This window comes from Flavobacterium zubiriense, from assembly GCF_041729725.1.
GTDB lineage: Bacteria > Bacteroidota > Bacteroidia > Flavobacteriales > Flavobacteriaceae > Flavobacterium > Flavobacterium zubiriense.
Genome location: NZ_JBCFQL010000006.1, coordinates 1 through 12,961, shown reverse-complemented (window position 1 = coordinate 12,961; position 12,961 = coordinate 1). Strand labels below are relative to the sequence as shown.

Sequence of the window (12,961 nt, the reverse complement as noted above, 5' to 3'; positions counted from 1 at the left end):
TACTTTTTTTATTAATCAAAAGTTCTCGGGCTTAAGAAACTCGTAGTCGTGGTCTCTATTTTTTTATCGCCGTTGTAAACTTCTATTTTTAATTTGGTTTTGTCATTTTCTAACAAATACTTATTGATTTCAATAAACATAGTTCCGCTGGTCATTTCTTGTTTGGGTACTTTTAGCGTTTGATTTCCTACTACGTTTAAATTACCTTTTATGCTAATTAACTTAAAATGAATCGCATTTAAATCATCATTGGTTTTATTGATAATTTTATACGTAAACACATTGCTGATATTTTCGCCTTTATGTTGATACAACTGACCTGGTAATCGTAAAATAAGGGCTTCCACATCGGTGCGTAAAAACAATAAACCAATCAAAATTCCAATCAAAATGATTAAAACGGCAGTGTAACCTTTCATTCTGACAGTAAATTTAAAAGGAGCCTTTTTCTCAATTTCATCTTCAGATGCGTATCGAATCAAGCCTTTGGGATAGCCAACACTTTCCATTATAGCATCACATTCATCAATACAAGCGGTACAATTGACACATTCTAGCTGAGTTCCATTGCGAATATCAATTCCAGTAGGACATACATTGACACATTGCTTGCAATCAATACAATCGCCTTTTCCGCTTAGTGCTCTATCTTCTTTTTTATTAAATTTAGCGCGTCCTTCTTCTTTTTCACCACGAACAAAATCATAGGCTACATTAATCGATTTATTATCTAAAAGTACGCCTTGCAACCTTCCGTACGGACAAGCAATAATACAAACCTGCTCCCGAAACCAAACAAAAATAAAATAGAAGATTCCTGTAAAAATGAATAAGGAAATTAAGGTTTTCAGATGGTTTACTGGGCCATCCTCAATCATTTCAAACAAAGCATCACTTCCTATCAAATAAGCTAGAAATACATTGGCTATGCCAAAAGAAATCAACAAGAACACCGTCCATTTCAAGGCTTTTTTTCTAATTTTTTCGGAATTCCATTCTTGTTTTGCCAAACGGATTTGAGCTCCCCTATCGCCTTCTATCCAATATTCAATTCTTCGAAAAACCATTTCCAAGAATATCGTTTGTGGACAAATCCACCCACAAAAAATACGTCCAAAAATTACCGTAAACAAAATCACAAACACTATTCCAATGATCATAAAAAGCACAAAAAGATAAAAATCCTGAGGCCAAAATGGAAAACCAAAAATATTAAAGCGACGTTCTATGATATTAAACATCATGAACTGATTTCCATTTACTTTTAAAAACGGATTGGCTATTAAAATCAATAATAGAAAATAACTAATCCATTTTCTATACTTATAAAACTTGCCCGAAGGTTTTTTTGGGTAAATAAATTTCCTTTTTCCTTCATTGTCAATCGTTCCAATGGTATCTCTAAAAGCTTCGTCGGCTAACTTTGACATTTTGTTTGGTGTTTATTTGTAAAACATTAGATTTTCACCATTAAGAAATTTAGTTTTATTAAGAGCCTGTTTAAATTTATTTTTTTTAATAAATTTTCTTTTTCCCCGTCCCTAAAGGGTGGAAAATTTCTTGAAAATTCATCAAAATTACATCCGCGGCGGCGGAATGGGAAAATTAATTTTGATGAATTTTAAACAGGCTAATATTTTAAAAACTTAATTGTTCTTAACTTCTTAAAGGTTTAAGAAAAATAATGTTTAATTCATTCTAGAACTTATTTCACTTCGACAACGGATGGAGTTTCTTCCTCCCAAATTTCACCTTCTGAAGCTTTGGCATCTTTAGGATTGCTTCCTCTTAAAGACATAATATAACTCGATACTTTTTGAATTTCTTTCGGTTTTAATGTTCCTTTCCATGAGATCATCCCTTTTCCATCTCGACCACCATTAGAAATGGTATGAAATATATTTTTGATTCCACCACCCAAAATCCAATTGTCATCAGTTAAGTTAGGACCAATTTGCCCTCCTCCATCGGCTCTATGACAAGCTGCACAATTATTTTCAAAAAGTGTTTTCCCAATCGCTAAATCGGGGGCATCCGTCAATTGAGTAACCGTTTTTTCATCCATCAAATCGGGAGCGTTTTTCATGTATTCGGCTACTTCAATTTTGGCTTGAGCCAATTCTTTTTTCAGTTCCATTTCCTGATTATCTGCTCCAAGTACCTCAAATCGAACTAGATATACAGCCGCAAAAACAATACAGGCATAGAAAGAATAGACCCACCAAGGCGGCAAATTATTGTCTAATTCTTTGATACCGTCATAATCATGATTCAATAACAAACTAGCCTCATTTTCAATAGGAACTGTTCGGGTTAACTTGCTCATTAGGTTTTTAAACCAAACTTTATCTTTTAATTTTAAATTTTCCTGAGCAGCTAATTTTGCTTTTTCTTCTTCCGGTAAAATTTGGTACACAATTGCATCAGCGGCACTGATGACGATTTCTATTGCAATTAACAACACTAAAACTACCAATAGAATGACATTAACCATTGGGAATTTTATAAATGCAGGTCGGTCACCAGAATCGATAAAATATTCTATCATTCCGAAAATGATAAAGAAAAGTACGGGTACTCTAAGATATGCTGGGATTAATTTTTTCATCTTCTATGGTTTTACTATTCTACTTTTATGGTATCATTCAACGGAATTTCGCTCAACTCCTTAATTTTCTCTTTCTTATAAAAGAAAACCCAAAATCCTAATCCCACAAAGAAGAAAAAGAAAATCAATAACGATAGTATTGGATATATCGCTACTCCCGCGATAGTTTCCATATTGTGTTTTATTTGTTCAAACATTTTTTTTCTTTTTAAGTTTCTAAGATTCTGAGAAATTTAGGCTCTAAGTTTTTTGTAATACCAAATCTTAGTAACTTAGAACCTTAGCCTCTCAGCACCTCAAATAATAAACTATTTTTTCACTTTAATATCAGTTCCTAATCTTTGGATATAAGCAATTAAGGCTACAATTTCTCTGTCCTGCATTGGAACAAATACTTCACCTCTGGCTGCTGCTTTCTTTTTACTTTCTTCGTAACTTTTTACAAAATCAGGATCTGAATGCAAATTGTTTTCAATTTCTTGAGACTGTTTTTTTATTGCTTTTTGAGCATTAGCAATCTCGGCTTCGGTATAAGGAACCCCTAAGGTTCTCATGACTTTCATTTTTTCTTCGATGTCTGAAATATCCAAAGCTTTGTTGTCAAACAACCATTTGTACCCTGGCATAATGGATCCGGCAGAAGTACTTTGTGGCGACCACATGTGGTTAAAATGCCAATTATCATTGAACTTCCCACCCACTCTTAACAAATCAGGACCTGTACGTTTTGATCCCCAAAGAAAAGGGTGATCGTAAACAAATTCTCCTGCTTTAGATTGTGGCCCATAACGTTCCACCTCACTTCTAAACGGACGAACCATTTGAGAGTGACAACCCACACAACCTTCACGAATGTATAAATCCCGTCCTTCGAGTTCTAATGGCGTATAGGGTTTTACACTTGAAATCGTTGGAATATTTGATTTCACCATAATGGTAGGCACAATTTGGATTATTCCTCCAATCAAAATAGCTACGGTAGCCAGAATGGTCAATTGAATTGGTTTTCTTTCTAACCAAGGGTGGAATTTCTCTCCTTTAATTCTTCCGCTGCTTATTTTTTGTAATTCAGGAGCTTCGGCCAATTCGTCTTCAACAGCATCGTTTAATCGAACTGTTTTATATATATTATAGACTAAGATGAACATTCCAATAATATATAAGGTCCCTCCTGCCGCTCGCATCCAATACATAGGCATAATTTGAGTTACCGTTTCCAAGAAGTTTCCATAAGTCAACGTTCCATCAGGATTGAATTGTTTCCACATAGACGCTTGCAGGAAACCAGCAACGTACAAGGGTAACGTATAAAGAATGATTCCTAAAGTACCTAACCAGAAGTGAACATTTGCTAATCTAAGAGAATACAATGGTCCTTTTGTCATTCGGGGCATCAACCAATAAATCACACCAAAAGCCATAAATCCGTTCCAGGCCAAAGCTCCTACGTGAACGTGAGCAATAATCCAATCCGTAAAATGTGCTATAGCATTTACATTCTTTAAAGACAACATTGGGCCTTCAAAAGTGGCCATCCCGTAACCGGTAATTGCCACTACAAAGAATTTCAAAACTGGTTCAGTACGTACTTTATCCCAAGCACCACGCAACGTCAACAATCCGTTTATCATTCCTCCCCAAGACGGAGCAATCAACATGATGGAGAAAACCACTCCTAAATTCTGTGCCCAGTTTGGCAAAGCAGAATACAATAAATGGTGAGGTCCTGCCCAGATGTATAAGAATATTAAAGACCAAAAGTGAACAATAGACAAGCGATAAGAATACACCGGACGATTAGCAGCCTTTGGAATAAAATAATACATCATTCCTAAAAAGGGTGTAGTCAGGAAAAAAGCAACCGCATTATGTCCATACCACCATTGTACCAAAGCATCCTGAACTCCTGCATAAACAGAGTAACTTTTCATGGCAGAAACAGGCAAAGCCAAACTATTAAAAATATGCAATACCGCTACGGTAACAAAAGTGGCGAGGTAAAACCAAATGGCAACATACAGATGGCGTTCTCTTCTTTTGATAATTGTTCCAATCATATTGATTCCAAAAACAACCCAAATCAAAGCAATTGCAATATCTATAGGCCATTCTAATTCGGCGTATTCTTTAGAGGTGCTGTAGCCCAATGGTAATGAAATTGCTGCAGCCACAATAATTAATTGCCAACCCCAAAAATTAAGATTACTCAAAAAATCACTAAACATTCTTGCTTTTAACAATCGTTGCAAAGAATAATAAATCCCCGCAAACATGGCATTACCCACAAAGGCAAAAATAACAGCATTTGTATGCAAAGGTCTTAATCGACCAAAACTCAACCAGGAAACTCCATCAGTCAGGTTAGGGAATAAAAATAAGAAGGCTAATAAAAGTCCGACCGCCATGCCGACTACCCCAAAAACAATGGTAGCATAAATAAACTTCTTAACAATTTTGTTGTCGTAATAAAACTGCTGCATTTCCATATATTAAAATTAAAAGATTATAAGTTATACGTAAAGTGTTAAGAATTAAGAGTCAGAAGTTTGCTTATAGTCGCTTAACTTTTTCAACTCCTCACTCTTAACTTTTTTGAGCTCATCGTCAAAAAGCATTCTGACCGAGGGTGTATAATCGTCGTCATACTGGCCACTTTTTACCGCAATAACAAAAGCGATAAAAAAGCCAACTGCAACGAATATGCTAATGGTGATTAATAAATAAATGACACTCATACCTTAAATTTGTGTTAACAAAATTACTCTAGACCTTCTTTATTAAATATGATATTTATCATGCTTTGGACTTAAATTTCTTTTTCTTCCCCCCTCCCTAAAGGGTGGAAAATAAATTTTACTCACTTCCATCTTCCATCTCCCAGCTTCTAACTCCCTGCTCCCAACTTCTTCGCATAATAATTACTCATTACCGTGACAAAACTCACAATGGTTATGGTACTCAAAGGCATTATGATTGCTGCAACCAGAGGCTCTAAATTGCCTGTTATAGCAAAAGATAATCCTACTACATTATAAAGTAAAGACAGGACAAAACTCATTTTTATCACTAACATCGCTTTCTTTGACAGTTTTAAAAAATAGTTTAGTTTTTGAAATTGACTGGCTTCTAAAATGGCATCGCAGGCAGGTGAAAAAACATTCACATTTTCAGAAATAGAAATTCCTATATTACTCTGTGCCAAAGCTCCAGCATCATTCAAACCATCGCCTACCATCATCACATTTTTTCCTGAATCCTGTAATTGCTTGATAAATTCCAGTTTTTGTTCTGGTTTTTGATTAAAAACAAGCTCTGTTCCGTTGGGTAAAAGTTGTTCTAAAGCCGCTCTTTCGCCCGCATTATCGCCTGACAATACTTTGATTTGGTAATTGTTTTTCAAGTTTTTAAAAAGTTGCTCTAAGCCTTCACGATATTGATTTTTAAAAACATATTTTCCGTAATATTCGCCGTCAATTTGGATGTGAACCGAAGTTTGTAATACCGAATTCTCTTCCGAATTTCCAGCAAAACTCGCCGAACCTATTTTGATAAAATCACCTTCTACTTTTGCCTGAATTCCTTTGCCGGTAAATTCTTCAAAATGGTCAATTTTCAACTTTTCCATATCTGGTAAAAAGTCATATAACATTCTGCTTAAAGGATGATTAGATGCTCGAAGTACTGATTTTATTCGAATCAAATTGCCTTCAGAAAGAGGTTTTCCCTCATAGGAAATATTCGATTTTTTATTGGTTGTAATCGTTCCTGTTTTATCAAAAACTATCGTATCTACTTTTGCCAATTGTTCGATTACCAAAGCATTTTTGAGATAAAACTTTTGCTTGCCTACTATTCGCAATACATTTCCTAAAGTAAAAGGCGCCGTCAAAGCCAAAGCACAGGGACAGGCCACGATTAATACAGCCGTAAAAACATTAAAAGCCGTATTGGCATCTTTAAAAATCCAATAACCAAATCCCACAAAAGCAATCAATAACAATATGGGAGTGAAATAACGAGAAATACTGTCGGTGATGCTTTTGTGTTTTTGCTCCACATTTTTCTGAAACACATCATTGCTCCACAATTGCGTCAAATAACTTTGAGAAACCGAAAACAGTACTTCCATTTCGATTACTTTCCCTATTTGTTTTCCTCCTGCAAATAGTTTATCACCTGAATTCTTGTTTATCGGAATGGCTTCTCCAGTAACGAAACTGTAATCAATGGCGGCTTTTTCGCTTATTAAAATCCCGTCAACGGGAATTAATTCCTGGTTTCTAATGAGTAATCGATCGCCTTTTTGAATATCGTAAACGGCAACACTTTCTTCAGAAGCATCCGTATTTATTCGGGTAACAGCAACGGGGAAATAGGATTTAAAGTCTCTTTCGAAACTTAAAAAACTATAGGTTTTGATTTGGAACATTTTGCCCAAAAGCATAAAGAAAATCAAGCCTGTCAAACTATCAAAAAAACCAGGTCCGTAATCCAATACAATATCAAAAAGGCTTCGAATAAACATGACGATAATTCCCAGAGCAATGGGAATATCGATATTGAGCATTCGAGATTTGATACTCTTGTAAGCCGAAACATAATATCCGCTGGCAGAATATAAAAAAGACGGCAATGCCAATGCAAAAATCAACCACCTAAAAAACGGTTTGTAGTTGTCCAGCCAAAATTCTTTTACCTCAAAATATTCAGGAAACGAAAGTAGCATGATGTTTCCAAAACAAAAGAAAGCAACACCCAGTTTGTAAGTCAAACTCCTGTCGATATTTTGTTTTGTAGTTTCGTAATTTTCTAAACTAATATACGGTTCGTAGCCTATAGAACTCAACAAATACACAATTTCACTCAGCGAAACTTGCTCTGAATTGTATGTAATACGGACTTTTTTCTCTGGAAAATTAACCTGAGAAGTGTTTATTCCTTTTTGAAGGCGTTGTAAATTTTCCAAAATCCAAATACATGAGCTACAATGTATGTGAGGAATGCTAAGTGAAACAATAGCAGTTGTAGCCTCTTGAAATTCCAATAATTTTGAAACGATACTTTCATTATCTAAAAAATCATATTTACCCTTAATGTCCTGTGGAGTTGCTCCAGGTGATTTTTCAAAATCATAATAGCAGGTCAAATCATTGAGACTAAAAATTTCGTAAACCGTTTTACAACCGTTACAACAAAATGTTTTTTCGTCAAAAATAATTTCCTCTTTTATTACAATATCTAAACCACAATGGAAACAGTTTTGTGTGTCCATAACTTTGCTCATTTTACCTACTGCAAAGCTCTTGAATGAATCTTAGGCAGAATATGATATATGTCATATAAATGAGTAATTTTACCAAACAATTAAACCTTTTTCTAAAATGAGTAAATGCGAACAATGTATTGTTAGAGAATTCAGCTCTTTGAAAGCACTAAACAAAGACGAATTAATAAAACTTGCCGAGTGCAAGACGTCTCGTTTAGTAAAAAAAGGCGAAATTATTTTTGAAGAAGGCGAAAATGTAAATGGGATTTTTTGTGTAAAAGATGGCGTTTGTAAACTGACTAAATTAAGTCCTAATGGTAAAGATCATATAGTAAAATTGGTGACCAAAGGAGAACTTTTGGGACAACGCTCGATGATAAGTGATGAACCTGTAAATTTAACCGCTGTTGCTCTTGAAGACATGCAAGTATGTTTTGTTCCTAAAAGCGAAATCATGGGATTCTTTGATAAAAACAATCAGTTTTCTATGAATGTCATGAAAAATATTTGTGGTGATCTCAAAGAATCCGACAAGCAAATGGTTAATATGGCTCAAAAAACGGTTAAAGAACGTCTAGCTGAAACCTTGCTATATCTTCAGGATACTTTTGGTAAAAACGAAGATGACACACTAAAAATCCAACTCACCCGCGACGAACTCGCCAGCATGATTGGTACCGCTACCGAAAGCTGTATTCGTTTATTATCTGATTTTAATAAATCAGGACTCATTGAAATTAAAGGAAAAAAAATCATCCTTAAAGATATTCCTAAACTCAAAAAGATGGTTTGACATCTTTTTCTGCTCAATATTTACGGTTATAAATAGTGATAACTATGTGATGTTGTATTTTGAAATAATATACTATTGTTTAAAACATTAACTAGTAGTTGTTTGAGCCAATAAAGCCTCTTTTGCCTTTAGAACTTTAAAACTTTCAACTTACTTATGTGGTAGTTTTATATTATTTTGAAGCAAAAAAGCTACATATAGATTTATCTAGAAAAAAGGCTTATCTATAACATAATCAGATCGTGTTTTATAAACTTTAAAGTTTCTTTTCATTGTTGTCCGATAAAAAAGAAGCCAAATTAATGGCTTCTTAAAAAACATCGCAATTTAGAGTTGCAAAATTCAAATAACGATGGGTAAAAATAAGTATTTTTCGACTAAATCTGTTTTCGGACAGTTGATTTCTTTACTAGATGATTCTATGATTTCAACAGCGGTTAAGAAACATAATTCGGACCGTTATGTAAAATATTTCAAGAGTCAAGATCATTTATTTAGTATGATTTTTTGTTGTTTGGAAAAGTGCAATTCTTTGCGTGAAGTTTCTTCTGGAATGCTAGGATTATCAGGAAAAGAAGAGACTGTGAGGATAAATCATCTTCCCAAAAAAAGTACTTTATCCGATGCAAACAAGATTAGGAAAGTGGAGTTTTTCGAAGAAATCTACAACAAGCTATTGGAGAAATATAGCTTTGTTTTATCGGACAGTCGAGTTGAAATAGCATTAGAAAAGAAAGTTAAAATTGTTGACAGTACCACTATCAGCTTGTTTAAAGACATCTTAAAATGCGTTGGAAGGAAGCCAAGTAATGGAAAAAGTAAGGGTGGAATTAAATCACACAGTGTGATAAATGCAGATGAAAAAGTTCCTAATTTAGTATGGTTTACAGCTGCTACAACTCACGACCATCAGTTTTTAGAAAAACTAAAATGTGATGAAGATACCGTCTATATTTTTGACAAAGGATATAATGATTATAAGGCTTTTGAGCATTTTACCCAGCAAAAAACAGGCTTTGTAACCCGAATAAAAGAGAATGCAAAATATGAAGTAACTCAAAAACACACTATTCTAGAAAAGATTCATAGTGGTGTATTGTCGGACGAAATTATAGAAGTTGAAATTGATAAAGAAAGTACCAAAGGCAAATTGAAATTAAGAAAAATAAAATATTATGACAGGGAACACAAAAGAACTTTCGAGTTTATTAGCAATTTATTTGAATTTAGAGCAGACACAATAGCTGGGCTTTATAAAATCCGATGGCAGATAGAATTGTTGTTTAAACAGATTAAACAAAATTTTCCACTAAAATATTTTTTAGGAGACAACGAGAACGCTATCAAAATACAAATTTATTGTGTCTTGATAGTAAACCTTCTGATGGGAGTGATAAAGAAAAGTTTGAAAAGACAATGGTCTTTCTCTAATTTAGTCAGTTTTTGTAGAATTCATTTATTCAACTATATTCATCTAACTAAATTTTTAGAAAGTCCAGAAAAAGATTGGGAATTAGATCCAAAAATCAATGGGCAATTAGGACTATTCGATGACTATTTAGCCACAGGATGAAAATTTGATAAATTAAATTGAAAATTATATTTTTTCATTTATTGAATTCTAATGACAATACTAAAAAACAAGCTAAAGCAAGATAGAATCTCGTTAAGCACCTAAAAATATACAAAATCTAACAGTCTGAAATTATTTATCGGACAACAATGGTTTCTTTTAAACATCAAACCAAGTATATTTACATAAATTAAGAAAATACAAGTAACTGTTTAATTTTTTAGATAATAGAATTTTAAGAAGATTATTTTTCGATAGGAAAGGTAAATTTTAAAAGAATAATCAACTTGTTTTTAAATAAATTTAACGAAGGATAGCAAAAAATAATTAGATAAAACTTAAACAGATACTAAAATCAGGAAAGGTCACATTTATGACTTGCATCCGTCATACTAAACTGGTTTTATCTTTAAAATAGATTTTAATGAACATTAAAACATTAATACTAATTATAATTAATAGTCTAATTGCATTGGTAATTGCTTTGTTGTCTTTTTCTTCCTATATGCAGTTTTCAAACGTTTTAAACGACCGTATTTTACTTCAATTAAATTCTATTAAAACACTTAAGCAAAACCAGATTGAGCATTTGTTAAAATCAGAATGGGAACGATTTGAGGCTTCCGAATTGTACAGCCAAAACATTGATACTACGGTATTAAAGCTTCCAGAAAGTATTAAGAACAGTAATGGAATTCACGACTTTACAGGCTATCATATTGATAAAAAAACAACAATAGGTTTTGTATTCAACTCGAAAAGAGGTAGAATGGTTAAAATTTTAGATTACAACAAAATAAAAAACATACTCCTTGAACGTACAGGAATGGGAGACAGTGGCGAATCCTATCTTGTGGGTAACGATTTCCGAATGCGTTCTCAATCTCGTTTTTATCCAAATAAAATTCCTTACACCCTATTGGTAAAAACAAAAGGGGTGACCAATGCTTTTAAGGGAATAAATGGCAGAGGTGTTTTTAAAGATTATAGGGGTATTGATGTATATAGTGTTTACAGTTTGATAGAAGTGGGGAATTTAAAAATGGTTATTCTTTCTGAAATAGATGTTGATGAGGTTACACTTCCATTAAAAGAGTTGAAAGAAAGACTAATAGGTTTAACGCTCGGTATTTTTTTACTGGCTGTTATGCTTTCTCTTTTTCTGATAAAAATTATTACCAATCCAATTAAGAATATGCAAAAAAGCCTCCGGATTATGGCGGAAGGAGACTATAACCAAACCAATGAATTTATAAAAAATTCTGAGGAAATAAAGGAAATGTTTGATGCTCTGGCGAATTTGAAAGCTTCTTTGCAAGGTGCCGTAAAATTTTCCGATGATATTGGAAAAATGAATTTAAATACCAATTTTAAGCCTAAAAGTTCTAATGATCTGCTGGGAAAAAGCCTTTTAGCGATGAGAGATAAGCTTATAGAGTTTAGAAATAACGAAGAAAATACCAGAATACAATCAAAACGGATGTTGGTAAACGGTATGGAAAATGAAAGGCGTCGACTTTCGCGCGAGCTCCATGATGGTGTAGGTCCTTATTTAACCTCTTTGAAGCACTATATTGAAAACAGAGTGGAAAATGAAGTAAAGAAAACAGAAATGAAAAAAATAGTTGATGATACTATTTCTGAAATCAGATTGATGTCAAATGCCTTAATGCCTGCTTCAATAGATGATTTTGGAATTGGAGATACGTTAACCAACTTTATTGAAAGTCTGAAAAAATCGACAACTATAACTATTGAATATGAAGATTTAACCCAACAGGAAAGTTCTAATATAACAAACCATCAAGCTATTAATCTTTTTAGAATAAGCCAAGAGCTAATTAATAATTCATTAAAACATTCGAATGCAAAAAATATCCGAATAACCCTTTCAGAATTTGATGAATTTGTTTCTCTTTTTTATTTTGATGATGGTATTGGGTTTGATATCAACACTGTTAAATTAGGTTTAGGAATTATTAACATCAAAGAACGTGTAGAAATTTGCAACGGTACCATTACAATCAATGCAAATCCCGGAAATACAACCTTTGAAATTGAATTACCCATAGAATTATGAATGAAATCAAATTAATAATAGCTGATGATCATGAGCTTTTTAGAAAAGGACTTGCTGAGCTACTAAGAAAGCATGATGATATAAAAATAGTTAAGAGTGTTGCTGATGGTTTTGAGTTCATGGAGCTTATCAATAGCCAATTTGAGGCTGATATTGTATTGCTGGATATTACTATGCCCAATATGGATGGTTTTCAGGTTTTAAAAGAATTGAAAACCTTAACTTCTAATATAAAACCTATTGTAATTTCTATGCACAATGATGGTAATTACATTGCAAAATGCGCTAAAATGGGTGCTCACGGATACCTATTAAAAAATACAGATGAAGCTGAATTAATCCTTGCAATACGAAGCGTTAATAAAGGGAAAAAATATTTTAGTGCTGAAATTTCTGAAAAAATGATCAACTTTATGTCCACACACAGCATCAGTGAAAATATTTTGTCCAATAAGGAAACCGAAGTTTTGGGATTAATTTCTAAAGGGTTAACAACTAAAGAAATTGCTACTAAATTATTTGTGAGTTCACGCACAATAGAAACCCATCGCGCCAATATTTTAAAAAAGTTAGAAGTAAAAAATACCGCCGAACTCATTAAAAAAGCAACAAAAATGAATTTAATATAATACCCAAAAACA

The 12,961-nt window shown here is 33.2% G+C and carries 10 protein-coding genes; 4 read left to right on the top strand and 6 right to left on the bottom strand.

The annotated features are described in order from the left end of the window. Positions 1-11: 11 nt before the first annotated feature. The 6 genes from ccoG to AAGV28_RS06470 form a co-directional block, all read right to left on the bottom strand. Positions 12-1,430, bottom strand: coding sequence for a cytochrome c oxidase accessory protein CcoG (gene ccoG / locus AAGV28_RS06495; protein ID WP_373406013.1), 1,419 nt, complete (start codon positions 1,428-1,430; stop codon positions 12-14). A 275-nt stretch (positions 1,431-1,705) separates the two neighbouring features. Further along, a complete protein-coding gene (locus AAGV28_RS06490) occupies positions 1,706-2,608 on the bottom strand; it encodes a cbb3-type cytochrome c oxidase N-terminal domain-containing protein (protein WP_373406012.1) in 903 nt (300 codons plus the stop codon). A gap of 14 nt (positions 2,609-2,622) precedes the next feature. After that, positions 2,623-2,805 (bottom strand): CcoQ/FixQ family Cbb3-type cytochrome c oxidase assembly chaperone, encoded by a 183-nt coding sequence (locus AAGV28_RS06485; RefSeq protein WP_373406011.1) that lies wholly within the window; start codon positions 2,803-2,805, stop codon positions 2,623-2,625. A gap of 111 nt (positions 2,806-2,916) precedes the next feature. Further along, complete coding sequence (gene ccoN, locus AAGV28_RS06480; protein ID WP_373406010.1) at positions 2,917-5,094, bottom strand: cytochrome-c oxidase, cbb3-type subunit I; 2,178 nt, start codon at positions 5,092-5,094, stop codon at positions 2,917-2,919. A 45-nt stretch (positions 5,095-5,139) separates the two neighbouring features. Further along, positions 5,140-5,343: a cbb3-type cytochrome oxidase assembly protein CcoS gene (gene ccoS / locus AAGV28_RS06475; RefSeq protein WP_373406009.1), complete on the bottom strand. Its 204-nt coding sequence runs from the start codon at positions 5,341-5,343 to the stop codon at positions 5,140-5,142. Positions 5,344-5,492: 149 nt separating this feature from the next. After that, entirely contained in the window at positions 5,493-7,880 is a 2,388-nt protein-coding gene (locus tag AAGV28_RS06470; RefSeq protein WP_373406008.1) for a heavy metal translocating P-type ATPase, read from the bottom strand. Between the two features lie 109 nt (positions 7,881-7,989). On the opposite strand from AAGV28_RS06470, the gene AAGV28_RS06465 reads away from it, so the two are divergent. The 4 genes from AAGV28_RS06465 (at position 7,990) to AAGV28_RS06450 (ending at position 12,949) form a co-directional block, all read left to right on the top strand. Then, positions 7,990-8,667, top strand: coding sequence for a Crp/Fnr family transcriptional regulator (locus AAGV28_RS06465; RefSeq protein ID WP_373406007.1), 678 nt, complete (start codon positions 7,990-7,992; stop codon positions 8,665-8,667). A gap of 352 nt (positions 8,668-9,019) precedes the next feature. Beyond that, entirely contained in the window at positions 9,020-10,240 is a 1,221-nt protein-coding gene (locus AAGV28_RS06460) for an IS4 family transposase (protein ID WP_373406006.1), read from the top strand. 424 nt (positions 10,241-10,664) lie between these two features. Continuing rightward, entirely contained in the window at positions 10,665-12,320 is a 1,656-nt protein-coding gene (locus tag AAGV28_RS06455) for a sensor histidine kinase (RefSeq protein WP_373406005.1), read from the top strand. After that, positions 12,317-12,949, top strand: coding sequence for a response regulator (locus AAGV28_RS06450; protein ID WP_373391643.1), 633 nt, complete (start codon positions 12,317-12,319; stop codon positions 12,947-12,949). Before AAGV28_RS06455 ends, AAGV28_RS06450 begins: the two co-directional genes overlap by 4 nt. Positions 12,950-12,961 lie beyond the last annotated feature (12 nt).